19 protein-coding genes are annotated in these 17,666 nt (G+C 64.8%); 14 read left to right on the top strand and 5 right to left on the bottom strand.

Annotation, left to right across the window (positions count from 1 at the left end):
• Positions 1-114: 114 nt before the first annotated feature.
• Together HUJ28_03615 and HUJ28_03610 are read left to right on the top strand one after the other, a co-directional pair.
• Positions 115-660, top strand: coding sequence for a cytochrome c oxidase assembly protein (locus tag HUJ28_03615; protein ID MBD3618536.1), 546 nt, complete (start codon positions 115-117; stop codon positions 658-660).
• A gap of 48 nt (positions 661-708) precedes the next feature.
• On the top strand, positions 709-1,575 hold the full coding sequence (locus HUJ28_03610; protein MBD3618535.1) for a cytochrome c oxidase subunit 3: 867 nt from the start codon (positions 709-711) through the stop codon (positions 1,573-1,575).
• Between the two features lie 47 nt (positions 1,576-1,622).
• Here HUJ28_03610 and HUJ28_03605 read toward each other — a convergent pair whose 3' ends face one another.
• The gene (locus tag HUJ28_03605; protein ID MBD3618534.1) at positions 1,623-1,841 is read right to left on the bottom strand and encodes a twin transmembrane helix small protein; all 219 of its coding nucleotides are present in this window, start codon (positions 1,839-1,841) and stop codon (positions 1,623-1,625) included.
• Positions 1,842-1,912: 71 nt separating this feature from the next.
• Here HUJ28_03605 and HUJ28_03600 point away from each other — a divergent pair, with 71 nt between their 5' ends.
• The 12 genes from HUJ28_03600 to ccoS all read left to right on the top strand — a co-directional run bounded on the left by HUJ28_03600 (position 1,913) and on the right by ccoS (position 13,879).
• Complete coding sequence (locus tag HUJ28_03600) at positions 1,913-2,644, top strand: SURF1 family protein (protein ID MBD3618533.1); 732 nt, start codon at positions 1,913-1,915, stop codon at positions 2,642-2,644.
• Positions 2,637-3,233, top strand: coding sequence for a cytochrome oxidase assembly protein (locus HUJ28_03595; protein MBD3618532.1), 597 nt, complete (start codon positions 2,637-2,639; stop codon positions 3,231-3,233). Before HUJ28_03600 ends, HUJ28_03595 begins: the two co-directional genes overlap by 8 nt.
• Positions 3,226-4,260: a COX15/CtaA family protein gene (locus HUJ28_03590; GenBank protein MBD3618531.1), complete on the top strand. Its 1,035-nt coding sequence runs from the start codon at positions 3,226-3,228 to the stop codon at positions 4,258-4,260. The genes HUJ28_03595 and HUJ28_03590 overlap by 8 nt, the downstream gene beginning before the upstream one ends.
• Positions 4,261-4,264: 4 nt before the next feature.
• Positions 4,265-5,194: a protoheme IX farnesyltransferase gene (locus HUJ28_03585; protein MBD3618530.1), complete on the top strand. Its 930-nt coding sequence runs from the start codon at positions 4,265-4,267 to the stop codon at positions 5,192-5,194.
• Positions 5,195-5,358: 164 nt separating this feature from the next.
• Positions 5,359-6,813 carry a cytochrome-c oxidase, cbb3-type subunit I gene (ccoN, locus tag HUJ28_03580; GenBank protein MBD3618529.1) on the top strand — a complete coding sequence of 485 codons (1,455 nt, stop codon included), beginning with the start codon at positions 5,359-5,361 and terminating at the stop codon, positions 6,811-6,813.
• Positions 6,814-6,834: 21 nt separating this feature from the next.
• Complete coding sequence (gene ccoO / locus HUJ28_03575) at positions 6,835-7,569, top strand: cytochrome-c oxidase, cbb3-type subunit II (protein ID MBD3618528.1); 735 nt, start codon at positions 6,835-6,837, stop codon at positions 7,567-7,569.
• A 51-nt stretch (positions 7,570-7,620) separates the two neighbouring features.
• Positions 7,621-7,836: a cbb3-type cytochrome c oxidase subunit 3 gene (locus HUJ28_03570; GenBank protein MBD3618527.1), complete on the top strand. Its 216-nt coding sequence runs from the start codon at positions 7,621-7,623 to the stop codon at positions 7,834-7,836.
• The gene (gene ccoP, locus HUJ28_03565; protein MBD3618526.1) at positions 7,820-8,749 is read left to right on the top strand and encodes a cytochrome-c oxidase, cbb3-type subunit III; all 930 of its coding nucleotides are present in this window, start codon (positions 7,820-7,822) and stop codon (positions 8,747-8,749) included. Before HUJ28_03570 ends, ccoP begins: the two co-directional genes overlap by 17 nt.
• 80 nt (positions 8,750-8,829) lie before the next feature.
• Entirely contained in the window at positions 8,830-10,242 is a 1,413-nt protein-coding gene (gene ccoG, locus HUJ28_03560) for a cytochrome c oxidase accessory protein CcoG (protein ID MBD3618525.1), read from the top strand.
• Between the two features lie 24 nt (positions 10,243-10,266).
• Positions 10,267-11,094 (top strand): FixH family protein, encoded by an 828-nt coding sequence (locus tag HUJ28_03555; protein ID MBD3618524.1) that lies wholly within the window; start codon positions 10,267-10,269, stop codon positions 11,092-11,094.
• Positions 11,095-11,166: 72 nt separating this feature from the next.
• Positions 11,167-13,635 carry a heavy metal translocating P-type ATPase gene (locus HUJ28_03550; protein MBD3618523.1) on the top strand — a complete coding sequence of 823 codons (2,469 nt, stop codon included), beginning with the start codon at positions 11,167-11,169 and terminating at the stop codon, positions 13,633-13,635.
• A 43-nt stretch (positions 13,636-13,678) separates the two neighbouring features.
• Positions 13,679-13,879 (top strand): cbb3-type cytochrome oxidase assembly protein CcoS, encoded by a 201-nt coding sequence (ccoS, locus tag HUJ28_03545; protein ID MBD3618522.1) that lies wholly within the window; start codon positions 13,679-13,681, stop codon positions 13,877-13,879.
• Positions 13,880-14,124: 245 nt separating this feature from the next.
• On the opposite strand, the gene rpoH is transcribed toward ccoS, so the two are convergent.
• The 4 genes from rpoH to ftsE all read right to left on the bottom strand — a co-directional run bounded on the left by rpoH (position 14,125) and on the right by ftsE (position 17,664).
• Positions 14,125-14,994, bottom strand: coding sequence for an RNA polymerase sigma factor RpoH (gene rpoH / locus HUJ28_03540; GenBank protein MBD3618521.1), 870 nt, complete (start codon positions 14,992-14,994; stop codon positions 14,125-14,127).
• Positions 14,995-15,086: 92 nt separating this feature from the next.
• Complete coding sequence (locus tag HUJ28_03535; GenBank protein ID MBD3618520.1) at positions 15,087-15,863, bottom strand: response regulator; 777 nt, start codon at positions 15,861-15,863, stop codon at positions 15,087-15,089.
• Between the two features lie 164 nt (positions 15,864-16,027).
• Positions 16,028-16,987, bottom strand: a complete 960-nt coding sequence (gene ftsX, locus HUJ28_03530; protein ID MBD3618519.1) for a cell division protein FtsX — start codon at positions 16,985-16,987, stop codon at positions 16,028-16,030.
• The gene (gene ftsE, locus HUJ28_03525) at positions 16,984-17,664 is read right to left on the bottom strand and encodes a cell division ATP-binding protein FtsE (GenBank protein ID MBD3618518.1); all 681 of its coding nucleotides are present in this window, start codon (positions 17,662-17,664) and stop codon (positions 16,984-16,986) included. Before ftsE ends, ftsX begins: the two co-directional genes overlap by 4 nt.
• Positions 17,665-17,666 lie beyond the last annotated feature (2 nt).

Genomic DNA, 17,666 nt, shown 5'->3' with positions numbered 1-17,666 from the left:
CAGGATACACGACAGCAACACCGCATCCGTATCACCCTGGCAATACTCGCGCTGGTTGCGATTGGCTTCTATGTGGGATTTTTCATCCTCATGGGCACTCGTTAGGGGCGCGTGATGAAAGGGCGCTACGCAACCTACCGAACCCCGTTCAAGCTCGGCATCTTCGTGCTGGGGATGTTCGGTTTCGGTTTTGCCCTGGTGCCGCTTTATAACGTCTTCTGCGAGATCACCGGGTTGAACGGCAAGACGGGCGTGGTCGATGAGTCCGTGGTGGCGAGTTATGCCTTCGATCCGGATCGCGAGATCGTGGTCGAATTCGTGACCAGTCTCAATCAGGGTTTGCGTTGGGAGTTTGCGCCGGAAGTGACGAAGATGAAGGTACATCCCGGCAAGGTCTACACGGTGAATTTTCATGCCCGTAATCTCACGGACAGGGATGTCACCGGCCAGGCCATTCCCAGCGTGGCGCCCAATGCCGCCTCCCGCTATTTCAGCAAGACCGAGTGTTTCTGTTTTACGCAGCAACTGTTTCAGGCAGGGGAGGGCCGTGACATGCCGGTCAGCTTCGTGATCAACCCGAAGCTGCCGGCCCATGTCACCACCATCACCCTTTCATATACGTTTTTTGATACGGATCAAAAGATTGCCCTGCACGACTAGGGCGGGATCCGTGCAACGGATGGGATAACAACCAAAGGGGGTTTTACCATGGCTCATGCACAAGGGCAGTATTACATCCCGCATGGCAGCCACTGGCCCATCGTCGGCTCGGTCGGTCTCACGACCCTGCTGGTGGGCTTTGCATCCTGGCTCAATGGTGCGGATTTTGGCCAATTGCTGATGCTGGTGGGCGTCGTCATCACGCTGGTGATGATGTTCGGCTGGTTCGGCACCGTGATCAGGGAGAGCCAGTCTGGCGCCTACAACGCGCAGGTGGACCTCAGCTTCCGCTGGGGGATGTTCTGGTTCATCTTCTCGGAGGTGATGTTCTTCGCGGCCTTTTTCGGCGCGCTGTTCTACGCCCGGCAGTATTCCGTGCCGTGGCTGGGTGGCGAAGGCGACGGCGTGTCGACCAATGCCGTGCTCTGGCCAAACTTCGAGGCGGCCTGGCCGACCGGCGGTCCGGGTGAGGTCGGCGGGCAGTTCGAGATCATGGGTGCCTGGGGTATCCCGGCACTCAATACGGCCATCCTGCTCACCTCGGGTGCGACCATCACCTGGGCGCATCATGCGCTGAAGGAAGACAAGCGCGGCCAGCTGGCGCTGGGGCTCCTGCTGACCGTGTTGCTGGGTGCGATCTTCCTGGGCTTCCAGGCCTATGAGTACATGCATGCCTATGCGGATCTCAATCTCAAGATGAGCTCGGGCATCTACGGCTCTACCTTCTTCATGCTCACCGGCTTCCACGGTCTGCACGTGACCATCGGTGCCATCATGCTGACCGTGATGCTGATCCGGGTGCTGAAAGGCCATTTCACATCGAAGAATCACTTCGCCTTCGAGGCGGCAGCCTGGTACTGGCACTTCGTCGACGTGGTGTGGCTCGGCCTGTTTATCTTCGTTTACTGGCTGTAGCGGGATCGGCCCGGGGCGTGCATGCGCCCCGGGCTGCCCTGGTCGGATTACTGCGGCGGGGCGAAGGGGCTGTGAGGCTCGATCAGGCCGGCCCAGTAGCCGATGAGCAGCAGGAGAAACGCGGCGATCGAGACCGCGATGCGTATGGTCAGGGCCCGGGCGGTGCGTTTTGAATCCCCCTGGTCCTTGAGCAGATAAAACAATGCGGAACCCAGGCTGCCGAGGATGACCGCAAACAAAAGCAGAATCGCGATTTTTATGATCATGGAACGCTCCGGATGGATTGCAGGCAGAAGTATAACGCAGCCTGTTGTGTGCGGCTTGTGACGTCGGCGGCATGCGTCCTGGACCGTTCCGTTTCTCACCTGGCCTGCTCCCGAGTATTGCCGTGATGCTGTTGCTAGGCCTGTTTCTGACACTGGGGTTCTGGCAGCTCGGACGCGCAGAGGAAAAGCGCGTATTGCTCGAGCGTTTCGAGGCGAGCCGGGCGGGACAGTCCCTGTATGCCGATGCGCTCTCTGCGGGAGATGTCGATGCCTTGCGCTATCGCCGGGTTGTCCTTCGCGGGCGGTATCTCCCCGAGCGGCAATTCCTGCTCGACAACCAGGTGCGCAATCGTCAGGCGGGGTTCGAGGTGCTCACGCCGTTTCGTCTCGTCGATGGCCGGGTGGTGCTGGTGAACCGGGGCTGGCTGCCGATGGGTGCGCGACGCGACGTGTTGCCGGATATCCCTGTGACCGGGGCGCCGGTCGAGATAGAGGGCTGGATCTACATCCCGTTTGGCGAGGCCTACAGCCTGGGTGATGTCGATGACCCGGCTGCCGGCTGGCCGCGCATCGTGCAGAGCCTGGATTTCGATGTCTTCGCGCAGCGTCTCGATATGCCGCTGCTGCCGATGACGATACGTCTGTCGGCCGAGGCGCCCGCAGGCTATCTGCGCGACTGGGAAGTGGTGCCCATGACGCCGGCCAAGCACATTGCCTATGCAGTGCAGTGGTTCGGTCTGGCGGCGGCGTTGGTCGTCATCTATGTGGTCGTGAATCTCAAGCGAGAGGATGCACATGAGTGAACAGGTGTTGAGAAGCGAAGGCGTGTCGGTGACGCGTTCACGCTGGTTGTTGCTGGGGGTGATCGCCGCCTTCGTCGGCCCCCTGCTGCTGGCCTACCTGCTGATGATGGTGCTGGAGTGGGCGCCGCCGACGCACACGAACCACGGCCGGCTGATCGAGCCGCTGGTGTCGGTGGAAGGTCTGCCGGCCGTTGACCGCAACGGCAGTGTGCTGCCGGCCGATTACTGGGAGGGACACTGGACCCTGGTGTTCTATGCCGATGGGGCCTGCGACCTGGCCTGCGAGGCGGCCCTGTTCAAGGCCCGGCAGACACGCCTGGCGCTGGGGCGCGATGCCCCGCGCGTCCAGCGGCTTTATCTCCAGGCCGCGCCGAATGCGCACCCGGGCGAGCGTCTCCTGCAGGAACACCCGGGCATGCCGCTGGCGAGACTCGGCGCTGACGAGGACGGCCTGGCGGGGCTGCCGGCGCAGCAGCTCTATCTCGTCGATCCGATGGGCAACATCGTGCTCGGCTATGACGACAATGCGACCGCCAAGGGCCTCATGAAGGATCTCAAACGTCTGCTGAAGGTGTCCAAAGTTGGCTAGTGACCGTCTGCATCGGCTGTTCCGCCGGCTCGCCCAGTTCGCCACGGTCTTCGCCATAGTGGTGGTGATCCTCGGGGCCTACACCCGGCTGTCGGATGCCGGCCTGGGTTGTCCCGACTGGCCTGGCTGTTATGGTCACCTCGGTGTGCCGCAGGCCGAGCATGAGGTGGCGCGCGCCAATGCCACCTTCCCGGAGCGTCCGGTGGAGGCGCCCAAGGCCTGGAAGGAGATGGTCCATCGCTACTTCGCCGGCACGCTGGGGCTGCTGATCCTGGGGCTGGCCGTGCTGGCACTGGTGAATCGCCAGCACGTCCGGCAACCGGTCCTGCTGCCGCTGCTGCTGCTGGGGCTGGTGATCTTCCAGGCCCTGCTTGGCATGTGGACCGTCACCCTGCAGCTCAAGCCGGTGGTGGTCATGGGGCATCTGCTGGGTGGCTTCGCCACGCTCTCCCTGCTCTGGTGGCTGGCGATCGGCGGCCGTGAAACGCCGCTGCTCGCGCGCAACGGGCACCGGCGATTCCTGCCCTGGGTGACTCTGGGGCTGGTGATCCTGGTGGGGCAGATCGCGCTCGGCGGCTGGACCAGTTCCAACTATGCGGCGCTGGCCTGCCCGGACTTCCCCCAGTGTCAGTCACGCTGGTGGCCCGAGATGGATTTTCGTGAGGGCTTCGTGCTCTGGCGTGGCCTGGGCGTGAACTACGAATTCGGTGTGCTGGACCATCCTGCGCGTACTGCCATCCATTACACCCATCGACTGGGGGCGCTGGTCACCGCGCTCTACCTCGGTCTCCTGGCGATTGGCCTGCTCTTCGGCCGCCGTAGCGACGGCCTGCGCGGCGCGGCCCTGGTCGTCCTGCTGGTGCTGGGCGCGCAGGTCACGCTGGGGATTTCCAACATCGTCTACCAGCTGCCGCTGTCGGTGGCCGTGGCGCACAACGCGGTCGCGGCCATCCTGCTGCTGTCGCTCCTCACGCTGCTCGCCGCGATCCTGCGGTCGGGGGCTTCGTCCTTTGAACAGCGAGGTTAGAACCATGTCATCACTGATCCGTGCACTGCATCTGCATTCCGGCCACTGGACCCACTGGCGGGACTATCTCGAGCTGTGCAAGCCGAAGGTGGTCGCGCTGATGCTCTTCACGGCCTGGGTGGGCATGCTGCTGGCCTCCCCCGAGGCGATGCCCTGGAACGCGCTGCTGTTCGGCACGCTGGGCATCGGGCTGGTGGCGGGTTCGGCGGCGGCCATCAACCACGTGGTGGACCGTCATGTCGACGGGGTGATGCGCCGCACCCAGCGCCGTCCGCTGCCCACCGGGCACCTGGACGTGCGCCGCTGCCTGACCTTTGCCGGCCTGATCGGCGCCATTGGCATGGCAATCCTGATGCTGCAGGTCAACATGCTCACCGCCGTGCTCACCTTTCTCTCGCTGGTGGGCTACGCCTTCGTCTACACCATGTTCCTCAAGCGGGCCACGCCGCAGAATATCGTCATCGGCGGTGCGGCCGGCGCCACGCCACCGCTGCTGGGCTGGACCGCGGTGACCGGGCAGGTCGATGCCTACGCCCTGGTACTGTTCCTGATCATCTTCACCTGGACCCCGCCGCACTTCTGGGCCCTGGCCATCTACCGCAAGGAGGATTACGCCAAGGTCGGCATCCCCATGCTGCCGGTGACCCACGGGGACGAATTCACCCGCTGGCACGTGCTGTTCTACACCATCCTGCTGGTGCTGGTGACCCTGCTGCCCTACCTGATGGGGGAGAACGGCGTTCTCTACCTGGTCGGTGCGCTGCTGCTCGGCGGGGTCTTCATCCACCATGCGGTGCGCATGCTGCGCTCGCGTGACCCGCGCGATGCGATCAAAACCTTCGTCTTTTCAATCGTCTACCTGATGGTGCTGTTCGCCTTCCTCATTATCGACCGCTTCCTGCCAGTGATCAGCGAGCGACTCGCGCAAATCTGATCTGCCTCAATACGGGCGTCATCCCGGGGTTGTAGGATGCTGGCTGGCATCCTATAACCCACTGTCCTGCTCGGCCTTAATTTGCCATTTGCAAATTTTTCTGTATGCTTCGCAGGCTAAATTTTTGCCTTTTGGACGTTTCACCAGGCTTTAAGGGGCACACGATGGCGCACTCGGCAGTAACATCGACAGACCAATATAATTACGAAATCATCAAGAAATTCGCCATTATGGCCGTTGTTTGGGCCGTTTTGGGCATGGGAGCGGGGGTTTACATCGCCAGCGAGCTGGCCTGGCCGTTCCTGAACTTCGACATCGCGGAGATCACCTTCGGGCGCCTGCGTCCGGTGCATACCACCCTCGTGATCTTCGGCTTCGGCGGTAACGCGCTCTTCGCCACTTCTTATTATGTGGTGCAGCGTACCTCCCAGGCCCGCCTCTACAGCGACGCCCTGGCCGGCTTCACCTTCTGGGGGTGGAACATCGCCCTGCTGCTCGGGATCATCGGTTACATGGCCGGTTATTCCCAGGGCCGTGAATATGCCGAGTTCATCTGGCCGATCGATATCCTGATTGCCGTCACCTGGGTGGTCTACTTCTGGATCTACGTCCAGACCCTGCGCCGTCGTTCCCAGCCGCACATCTACGTGGCGAACTGGTTCTACCTGGCCTTCATCCTGGCCACCGCCCTGCTGCACATCTTCAACAACCTGGCGGTGCCGGTCTCGATGTTCAGCCTGGAATCCTACAGCCTGTTCTCGGGCGTGCAGGATGCCATGACCCAGTGGTGGTACGGCCATAACGCGGTGGGCTTCTTCCTGACCGCGGCCTTCCTCGGCATGATGTACTACTTCGTGCCCAAGCAGGCGGGTCGTCCGGTGTATTCCTACCGCCTGTCCATCATCCACTTCTGGGCGATCATCTTCCTGTACATGTGGGTGGGTGCGCATCACCTGCACTGGACCGCGCTGCCGGACTGGACCTCGTCGCTGGCCGCGACCTTCTCCATCCTGCTGCTGCTGCCGTCCTGGGGTGGCATGATCAACGGCATCATGACCCTTTCGGGCGCCTGGGATAAGCTGCGCTCCGACCCGATCATGCTGTTCCTGATCACCTCGCTGTCGTTCTACGGCATGTCGACCTTCGAAGGTCCGATGATGTCACTGAAGAGCGTCAACGCCCTCTCGCACTACACCGACTGGACCGTCGGCCATGTGCATTCCGGTGCGCTGGGCTGGGTGGCGATGGTGTCCATCGGCTCGCTGTACCACATGGTGCCGCGCCTCTGGGATACGAAGATCTACAGCATCAAGCTGATCTACGTGCACTTCTTCCTGGCCACTATCGGTATCGTGCTCTACATCACCGCGATGTGGGTTGCCGGTATCGGTCAGGGCCTGATGCTGCGTGCCTTCGATGAGTACGGCAACCTGGCCTACACCTTCGTCGAATCCGTGACCTTCCTGCACGGCCCGTACGTGGTCCGCGCCATCGGTGGCATGTTCTTCCTCACCGGTGCCGTGATCATGGCGTACAACTTCTACATGACCGTGCGCGCTGCCAAGCGCGAGCAGGCCGCGATCGAAGCCAAGATCGCCGCCAAGATGGCCAACGCTTAATTCGGGAGTTGTAAGACCATGATGAAGCACGAAAGTATCGAAACGAACGCGGGCCTGCTCATTGTCCTGACCATGCTCGCGATCAGCGTTGGCGGTCTGGTCGAGATCGTCCCGCTGTTCTACATCGACGAGACCATCGAAAAGGTCGAGGGCGTGCGTCCGTACACGCCGCTCGAGCAGCGTGGTCGCGACATCTACATCCGTGAAGGCTGCTACACCTGCCACTCGCAGATGGTGCGTCCGTTCCGCGATGAAGACCTGCGTTACGGTCACTATTCGCTGGCCGCCGAGTCGCAGTACGACCATCCGTTCCAGTGGGGCTCCAAGCGCACCGGTCCGGACCTGGCCCGCGTGGGTGGCAAGTACTCCAACGAATGGCACGTGCAGCATCTGCTCGCGCCGCGTTCGGTGGTGCCGGAATCCATCATGCCGAACTACCCGTGGCTGCTGGAGAACGACCTGGCCTATTCCGACATCGCCAGCCGCATGCGTGCCCTGAAGGCCGTCGGCGTGCCCTACTCGGAGACCGACGAGGAGTACCAGGCCAATGTGGAGAAGTTCGGTGAAGATGTCGCCAAGCTGCTCGACATCAACAGCGCCGAGGCCAATCTCCTGGCCCAGGCACAGTCGGGCAACTATGACGGTATTCCCGGTCGAGTGACCGAAATGGAGGCGCTGGTCGCCTACCTGCAGGTGCTCGGTACCATGGTCGACTTCAGCCGGTACGACGAGGAATACTTCGTCCAGTTCCGTTGATCGCGAACCGGGCCGCCTGCGTGGCGGCCCTGATTTCGAGGGGTGAGCACGTTGCAAGATCTGTGGAACTGGATCACCCAACTGGGTAACAGCAAGATCGTCGCGCTGGTGATCTTCTTCACCACATACGTCGGGATTCTTCTCTACGTATACAGCAGCAAGCGGCGATCGAAGCGACTTGAAAGTTACAAGTACATTCCTCTGCAAGACGAGGAAGGTGCCGACGTAGACAAGAAGGCGGAAAGCAATCATGAGCAACGCGACTGATAAGCAAACCGGTGCCGTGCAGACGACGGGTCATGCCTGGGACGGCGATCTGCAGGAGTACAACAACCCGCTTCCCCGCTGGTGGGTGTGGGCGTTTTACGCGACCTTTGTTTTCGCAATCATTTACTGGATCATCTATCCGGCCTGGCCGGTAGGCACCTCTTTCACCAAGGGGGTGGGCAACAACATCACCTTCACCAACGATGCAGGTGAAACGGTCAGTTCGCACTGGAATACGCGTGCCAAGCTCGCCTATGACATGGAATTCTCGGACGGCGCCGTGAAGCAGCGCGAGTATCTGGAACAGATCATCGGCGCCTCGTATGACGAGATCCTGTCCGATCCGGACAAGGCTGCCTTCATGCGTTCCTATGCCAAGGGCCTGTTCGGTGACAACTGCGCCGCCTGCCATGGTACCGGTGGTACGGGTGTTGTCGGCCTGTTCCCGAACCTGGTGGACGATGCCTGGCTGTGGGGTGGCAGCACCGCCAGGATCGAGGAAACCCTGCGCCAGGGCCGCATGGGCTACATGCCGGCCTTCGCCGCCACCTTCAGCGACGAGCAGCTGGATGCCGTGACCGCCTATGCCCTGAGCCTCTCCGGGCATGAAGGTGATGCCGGGCAGGTCGCCATGGGTCAGAAGATCTTCCAGGGCGAGGAAGGCGGTTGCTACTACTGCCATACCGCAGCGGGTACCGGCCTGCAGTCCGTGGGTGCGGCGAACCTGACCGATTCCATCTGGACCGTGGCCGATGTCAACGGCGCCGAAGGTTACGAGGCCAAGCATGCGGCGGTGCGCAATGTCATCGCCAACGGCATTTCGCGCCACATGCCGGCCTGGGAAGGTCGTCTCTCCGACGGTGAGATCAAGCTGCTCACCGCCTACGTGTACAGCCTGTCGGGCGGCGAATAAGCACACGGTAGTCTACGACGGCGCCTGCGGGCGCCGTCGTTCCCTCCCGCGCCCACCACTCACTTCAACTGGTCGAGGCGATGAGTTCAGAAGAGCAGGTCGAGTTATACGCCAAGCGCATTCCCATCTATCCGCGTTCGGTAAAGGGCCGCTTCCGGCGACTCAAGTGGGGCATTCTTGCCCTGGCCTATGGTGTCTACTTCCTGCTGCCCTGGCTGCGCTGGGAAAGGCCGGTCGGGCCTGACCAGGCCGTGCTCTGGGATCTGCCCGGGCGTCGCTTCTACCTCTTCGATCTGATTGTTCACCCCCAGGACATCTTCTGGCTGGCCTGGCTGCTGGCGATCGCCGCCTTTCTGCTGTTCTTCGTCACCGGTATCGCCGGGCGTGTCTTCTGCGGCTATTTCTGTTTTCAGACCCTGTGGACCGATGTCTTCATCGCCATCGAGAAGCTGACCCAGGGTGAACGACCGGCGCGTATCCGCCTGGCCAAACAGCCCTGGGGTGGTGAGAAGATCGCCCGCCTCGGCGCCACGCATCTCCTCTGGCTGGCCGTCGCCTTCGTGACGGGTTTCAGTTTCACCATGTACTGGGGCAACGCCCCGGAACTGGCCGTTGCCTTCTTTACCGGGCAGGCGCCGTTTGCCGCCTATGCAACGACCTTCTTCCTCATGACGACCACCTACGTCATGGCGGGCCTCGCGCGCGAGCAGGTCTGTACCTACATGTGCCCCTACTCGCGTTTTCAGGCGGCCATGTTCGACAAGGACACGTTGATCGTCTCCTATGACGAGCAGCGCGGGGAAGGTTCGGCAGGCCGCGCCAAGGTGATGAAGGACCTGAAGACGCGGGACGAGCGTCAGGCCAAGGGCGTGGGTGACTGCATCGATTGCGGCTACTGCGTACAGGTCTGCCCGGCCGGAATCGATATCCGCAACGGCATGCAGTACCAGTGCATCCACTGTGCGCTGTGTATCGATGCCTGCGACAGCATCATGGACAAGATGGAGTGGCCGCGCGGACTGATCCGCTACACCTCCGAGCACGCCCTGGAAGGCAAGAAGACACGTCTGCTCAAGTTCAAGACCATCGGTTACGGCATCGTGCTGGCCGTGCTCAGCGGCATGCTCGTCTGGAATATCGCCTCGCAGGCGCCGTATGACGCCAGCGTGAGCCAGATCCGCCAGCCGCTCTATGTGCAGCTGTCCGATGGGCGCATCCGCAATACCTACGAGCTCAAGGCCAACAACAAGACCACGCGTGAACTCGATCTCGTCGTGTCGGTGCAGGGGCTCCCTGATGCGGAACTGGAGACCGGTCGTATCGAGATGCTCGCGGTCGAGCCCGAGAAGAGTGCACGACTGCTGCTGCAGGTGATTGCGCCACGCCCGGCTGGTACGGGCCCGACGCAGCGGGATTTCCAGTTCATCCTGACGCCGGTCGGACGTGATGACGTATCCCCGGTTATCGTGGATGCGCGTTTCCATACACCCTGATTTACAGGTCTATACGGGATAGCCATGTTCTCCAATCTGCTGGTCAGCCTCGGCGCAGGCGTCGCCCTGGCGTTCATCGCCTTCCTGCTCCTGTATCGCTTCACGCGGTTGAGCGGCAAGCATGTGGCGGGGATCGTGATCTTTGCCGTCATTGGTATCTACGTACCGGTATCGATCATGTCCTGGCCCGGTGCCGATGTCTTCGCCATTCATATCGCCCTGTACCTGATCACGCCCTACGGGCTCGGCATCATCACCACCGCGCGCGAGGCACGCGCCCACGAGCAGCGCGAAGGGCGCTGGTTCCACTGGGGTCCGCTGACCCTGGTGCTGTTCTTTATCGGCCTGGTGATCGTCGATTCGACCATCATCACGCTGTCGGACAAGGGCATGAGCCAGCGCATGGCGTCCCTGCTCCTGCCCGAGCCACAGGCCGGTGGTGGCACCATGACTTCCTTCTTTCCAGGAACCGTGGCGCACGATTACCAGAAAAAGGAAGCGCTCTATAACGATTACCTCGTGCGCCTGGAAGAACAGCGGGCCCGCGGCTGGCAGCTGAAGCGTGGTTTCATCGAGGCACCGGTGGCCGGCGAGCCGGCCGTGTTCCGCGTCGCTGTAAGCGACCGCGAGGGCCAGCCGGTCGACGGCGCCGAGGTGGATGTCGAGTTCCTGCGCCCGTCGGACGCACGCCAGGACGCCGCCTACCGGCTCGTCGAGCGTGAGCCCGGTGTGTACGAGACAGAGGTGACGCTGCCGCTGCCGGGGATCTGGAGCGTGGTGCTCACGGTCCAGCGAGGCGACGACCTGCACGAGAGTCGCGGCACCACCACGATCGGTGCCGCCGGTAGCTAGGGCCCCCATATCGGGGTATTGTGGGCGCCTCACCGCGCGCCGCTGGCGTGCGCGCGCCTCGATCCATCCGGCATGACTGAATCCGCGCGTACAGACTGCTACCATTGCGGCCAGCCGATCCCCCCCGGCGTCACGCTGCAGGTGGAGATCGATGGCCAGCAGCGCCCCATGTGCTGCGCCGGCTGCCAGGCCGTGGCCCAGGCCATCGTCGACAACCACCTCACCGACTACTACCGCTATCGTACGGACCGCGCGCAGACGGCCGAAGACCTCGTGCCGCAGGAGCTGCGCGACCTCTCGCTCTACGACCACCCGGAGCTGCAGCGCAGCTTCGTGCATGCCGAGGAGGGCAACGTGCGCGAGGCGGCGCTGATCCTCGAGGGCATCACCTGCGCGGCCTGCGTCTGGCTGAACGAGCGGCACGTGGGCGGCCTGCCCGGCGTGCTGGAGTTTCGCGTCAACTACTCCACCCACCGGGCCCGGCTGCGCTGGGACGACAGCCAGATCCACCTGAGCCAGATCCTCGAGGCCATCGCCGCCATCGGCTACTACGCCCATCCCTTCGATCCCGGGCGGCAGGAGGCGGTATACCAGCGCGAGCGGGGCGCCGCCCTGCGCCGGCTGGCCGTGGCCGGTATCGGTGCCATGCAGGTGATGATGCTCGCCGTGGCCCTCTACATCGGCGAGTCTGACGAGACCCAGGGCGAGATGATGCAGTTCCTGCGCTGGGTGAGCCTGGTGCTCACCACGCCGGTGGTGTTCTATTCCGGCAGCAGCTTCCTCGTCTCGGCCTGGCGTGACCTGCGCCGCCGTCGCTTCGGCATGGACGTGCCGGTGAGCCTCGCCATCCTCAGTACCTATTTCGCCAGCACCTGGGCCACCCTCACGCACAGCGGCCAGGTGTACTTCGAGTCGGTCACCATGTTCGTGTTCTTCCTGCTGGCCGGGCGCTTCCTGGAGATGGGGGTGCGTCAGCGGGCCGGGCAGGCGACCGAGGCGATCAACCGCCTGCTGCCACCCATGGCAACGCGCCTGGGCGAAGACGGCGACGAGCTGGTGTCCGTGCACGACCTCGAGCCGGGCGACCGGGTGCGCATCCGTCCCGGCGAGACCGTGCCGGCCGACGGCACGGTGGTGGACGGGCGTTCCAGCATCGACGAGTCCATGCTCACCGGCGAGAGTCTGCCGCGGGCCCGTGCGGCGGGCGACCCGCTCACCGGCGGCACGCTCAACGTGGAGAGTCCGCTCATCATGCGCGTGGAACGCGTGGGCGAGGACACCACGCTCTCCGCCATCCAGCGTCTGCTCGAGCGCGCCCAGACCGAGCGCCCGCGGCTCGCGCGGCTGGCCGAGCAGGGGACCGGGTGGTTCGTCAGCAACGTGCTGCTGCTGACGGCCGTCGTGGGGCTGGTCTGGTGGCAGTGGATCGATGCCGACCGTGCCTTCTGGGTGGTGGTGGCCATGCTGGTCGCCACCTGTCCCTGCGCGCTGGCACTGGCCACCCCGGTGGCGATCACGGCGGCCACCGGCGCCCTCATGCGCGAGGGCCTGCTGACCACGCGCGGGCACGCCCTGGAGACCCTCTCGCAGGTCACGGATATCGTCTTCGACAAGACCGGCACGCTCACCGAGGGGCGGCTGAGCCTGATTGCCGTGGAACCGCTGGGCGCACGCGACGAAGCGGCCTGCCGGCGACTGGCCGCGATCCTCGAGCGGGATTCCGAACACCCCGTGGCGCGCGTGCTGGCCAGGGGGGAGACGGGCGCGATGCGGGCGCAGGGGCTGACTGCCAGCCCGGGTCACGGCATGGAAGGGGAGGTCGATGGCGAGCGTCTGCGCATCGGCGCGCCGCGTTACGTGCGCGAGCTCGCCGGGGATGACCCGGCGCAGCAGGCCCGGCTGGATGCCCTGGTCGCGGCCCATCCCGAGGCGACCCTGGTGCTGCTGGGCGGCGCGCAGGGCCTGCTGGCCGCCTTCCTGCTGGCCGACCGTCTGCGCGAGGATGCCGTGGAGACCGTGGCCCGCCTGCAGGACCTGGGCCTGCGGGTGCACCTCTACTCGGGTGACGCCCCGGCGACGGTGACCGCCATCGCCCAGCGGCTCGGTATCGCGGACCACGTCGGCCAGCTCACCCCGGCGGACAAGCTCGAGCGGGTACGCGCCCTGCAGGGCGAGGGGGCCGTCGTCGCCATGGTCGGCGACGGGGTGAACGATGCACCGGTGCTCTCCCAGGCACAGGTCTCGGTGGCCATGGCCGAGGGCACACAGCTCGCCCATGCCAGCGCCGACATGGTGCTGTATTCGCGCCGGCTGGCCCCGCTCGCCGGGGCCGTGCAGAAGGCGCGGGCGACGGTGCGCATCATTCGCCAGAACTATGCCTGGGCCCTCGGGTATAATGGCGTGGCACTGCCGGTGGCGGCCATCGGGCTGCTCACGCCCTGGCTGGCCGCGCTGGGCATGTCGCTGAGTTCGCTGCTGGTGGTGGTCAACGCCCTGCGTCTCGCCCCCGCCGGTGCGCGCAGGCTGCGCCGCGACCGCTGACGCGGGCCGGCAACAACCCGGGCACAACAAGCCAGGAGGCGTCGTGGAGATACTCTACCTGCTGATCCCGCTGGGCGTGGTGGTGATCGTCGTTGCCGTGGTGGCCTTCGCCTGGTCGGTGAAGAGCGGCCAGTTCGAGGACCTCGAGGGGCCCGCACACCGCATCCTCATGGATGACGACGACCCCATGATTCCCCGCCGCCAGCGCCCCGGGGAACCCCGCGACTTGAAGCGGAAGGACTGATGGCGTAGGATGCGCCCCAGTCATAACTGCACGAAACAGAGGTGAATGCCGTGTTCAGTTTCTACAATGGTCTGCCCCTGACCCTGGTCATCGCCCTGATCGCCTGGTCCTGGATCAGCTTCTTCTCCGTGATCATCGCCGGCTAAGCCGCGTCGCCATCACGCAGCAAAACGCCCCGCATTGCGGGGCGTTTTGCGTTTGGGGCCCGTGGGGCCCCGGCTGGGGGAGAGAACCCGGTGAGGATGTCAGGCCGCGAAGGCGCTGCGCAGTTTGCGGATGGCGTTGTTCTCGATCTGGCGGATGCGCTCGGCGGAGACGTCATAGCGGTCGGCCAGCTCGTGCAGGGTGGCCTTGTCCTCGGTGAGCCAGCGGCTGGCGAGGATGTCGCGGCTGCGCTGGTCCAGCTCGTCCAGGGCGCGGGTCAGGCGCTGGCGGCTGTACTGGTCCCAGTCGTCGGCCTCGACCTGGCGCGCCGGGTCCGTGTCCTCGTCCGCCGCCAGGAAGGCGGCCGGGGCGAAGCTGGATTCTTCGTCCTCGTCGCTGCGCGCCTCGAAGGCGGTGTCGTGGTGGCTCAGGCGCGCCTCCATCTCCATCACCTCCTCGGGCTTCACGCCGAGGTCGCGGGCCACGGTCTCCACCTCTTCGCGGTTCATCCAGCCCAGGCGCTTCTTCGCCCCGCGCAGGTTGAAGAACAGCTTGCGCTGGGCCTTGGTGGTGGCCACCTTCACGATACGCCAGTTGCGCAGGATGAACTCGTGCATCTCGGCGCGGATCCAGTGCACGGCAAAGGACACCAGGCGCACCTTCATGTCGGGGTCGAAGCGCTTGACGGCCTTCATCAAGCCGATGTTGCCTTCCTGGATCAGGTCGCCCAGCGGCAGGCCATAGCCGCTGTAGCCACGGGCCACCTTCACCACGAAGCGCAGGTTGTGGATGACGAGCTGGCGGGCGGCATCGAGGTCGTTGAAATCGCGCAGGCGCACGGCCAGCGAGCGCTCTTCCTCGGCGCTCAGTACCGGCAGGCGGCTGACGGCCTGGATGTAGCTGTCGAGGTTGCCGACCGGGGCCGGCAGCTGACCGGACTTGATCATCAAGGCGTGGCTGTTCAACGTCATGTGTCTCCCTGGGAACTCGGTATCGGCAGATGCGTATTTTAGCACTCCGCGAGTTAGAGTGCTAAACCGGGCCGGGGTTCCGTGCAGCAGGCTCAGGCCCGGGTGGCGAGCAGGGCCAGCAGCTTGTCCTGCAGCAGGCCCTCGGCGAGCGGCTTGGTGATGTAGTCGCAGGCGCCGCCTTCCAGCAGGCGCTGGTAGTCGGCCTCGCTGCTGCCCGCGAGCGTGATCACGAGCACCGGCAGGAGGTCGGGGCCGAGGTGCAGGCCGTGGCGGATCCGGCGCACCAGGTCGGTGCCCGACAGGCGCCCGGGGAGAAACTGGTCGGTGATGAGCAGGTCGTAGGCCTCGCCCGCATCCAGCCGTTCCAGGGCCTCCTCGGCGGTCATCACGTGATCGGCGGTGATGCCCTGCGCATCGAGCAGGCGCTTGACGGTCTTGGCCGCCGCCACGCTGTCCTCCACGTAGAGCACGCGGGGGTTCTCCGGGAGCGGCGGGGCGGGTGCCTGCCCGCCATCGGCGGCGGGCAGGTGGTCGGCGATGAAGTCGACCAGGGCCTTGATGCCCCGTGACTTGTCGAAGAAGGCGGTGATGTCGGACTGCTGCTCGTCCTGGCGACCGGCGGCGTCGCCGGAGATGACGATGACCGGGGTGGTCTCGTGACCGTTGACGCCGCGCAGGGCCTCGGTGAAGACCATGCCGTCCATGTCCGGCAGGACCAGGGCGGTGCTGATGAGGTCGAAGTGTTCCAGCGTGAGCGTGGCCAGCGCCTCCCGCGCACTGTGGAAGCACTGGATGTCGACGCCCTCGAGCTGTTTACGCAGGAGCTGGCCGACCATCTTGCGCGTGGCATCCGAGCCGTCCACGAGCATGATTTTTCGTGGCGCTGCCATAGGCGGTGGTATTCCCGTTGGTGTGTCTTGCGTGACTGTTCTTGTCGTTATGGCGCCATTGTACGGGCAGCGGGCCGCCGGACCCAAGGGGTGGGCCGGGATTCTGTGAACCCGGCCCCTGGCGGGCCGTGGAAGACGGCCGACTAGCGCGGCTCGATGTCGCTCAGGTGGCGGCTGACGGCCAGCCAGGAACCGCCCAGGCCGAGCGCCATGGCGATCAGCAGTACGCTGCCGGCATTGGCCGCACCGAGGTCCATCAGCTGGAACTGCCCGCCGTAGAGGCCGGCCAGCCGGTGTACCGGTTCGGCCAGAAAGCCCAGCGCGGCCTGCACCATGATCAGGCCGAGCAGCCCCCCGATCAGGCCGTACCAGATGCCGCCGTAGAGGAAGGGGCGGCGGATGAAGGCGTCGGTGGCGCCGATGAGCTTGGCCACCTCGATCTCGTCGCGGCGGTTCTGGATGTCCAGGCGGATGGTGTTGCCCACCACCAGCAGCACCGCCAGCCCCAGCATGATGCCGATCACCAGCACGCCGCGCTGGGCGGTCTGCATGATGGCATAGAGCCGCTGCACCCACTGCATGTCGAGCTGGGCGCGCTCCACGCCCTGCTCCTGCTCCAGCGCGTGCACCAGCTGCTGGATGCGCAGCGGGTCCTTCACGGCCAGGCCCGGCTGCACCACCACCACGGCCGGCAGCGGGTTGTCGTTGAGGGCGTCGAGCGCGGCGCCGAAGCCCGACAGCTCGCGGAATTCCGCCAGGGCCTCGGCCTTGCCGATGGCGCGGGCGTTGCCCACGTCGTCGCGGCGCTGGATCGTGTTCGCCAGCGCGATGGCCTGCTCGTCGCTCACCGACTGTTCGAGGAACAGCGAGATCTGCGCGCTCTCGTCCCAGCCGCCGCTGATGGCCTCGAGGTTGGCGAGCATGAGGTAGAGCCCGGTCGGCAGGGCCAGGGCGATACCGATCACGGCCGTGGTCATGAGGCTGGAGAGCGGCGTGCGGTAGAGCTTGCCCAGGCTGAAGATCAGCGAACGGGCATGACTGATGAGCCAGGCGGTGGTGCGGGCGTGGACGTCGGGCCGCTTCTGGCTGGTGCGTGCGTTCATGCCACGGCCCCCCGCGCCGGCTCGTCGGCCAGCAGCCGGCCGCCCTTGAGCGAGATCATGCGCTTGCCCATGGGCGCGATCAGGTCGAGATCGTGGCTCGCCACCAGCACGGTGGTGCCCACCTGGTTGAACTCCTCGAACAGCCCCATGATCTCGCGCGAGAGCTCGGGGTCGAGGTTGCCGGTGGGTTCGTCCGCCAGCAGGATGGCCGGGCGGTTGACCACGGCGCGGGCGATGCCCACGCGCTGCTGCTCCCCGGTGGACAGCGTCACCGGGAAGGCCTTTTCCTTGTGCAGCAGGCTCACCTTGTCGAGCGCGGCGCGCACGCGCCGGCCGATCTCCTGCTGGCGGTAGCCGGCGATGATCAGCGGCAGGGCCACGTTGTCGAACACGCTGCGGTCGTGCAGCAGGTGGTGGTCCTGGAAGATGATGCCGATGTCGCGCCGAAACTGCGGGATGCGACGGCGGGGCAGGGTGTGCAGGTTCTTGCCGTTCACCACGATGTGCCCGCGGGTGGGGCGCTCGATCATGGCGATGAGCTTGAGCAGGGTGCTCTTGCCGGCGCCCGAGTGACCGGTGAGGAACGCCATCTCGCCGTCCCCGACCTCCAGGGTCATCTGTCCGAGGGCCTCCTGGCCGGTGGGGTAGCGCTTGGTGACGTTCTGGAAGAGGATCATGT

This window comes from Chromatiales bacterium (genome assembly GCA_014762505.1).
In the GTDB taxonomy this organism is placed as follows: Bacteria; Pseudomonadota; Gammaproteobacteria; order SpSt-1174; family SpSt-1174; genus SpSt-1174.
Note: the sequence above shows the minus strand (reverse complement) of the source record. Positions and strands in the feature narration are given on the sequence as shown.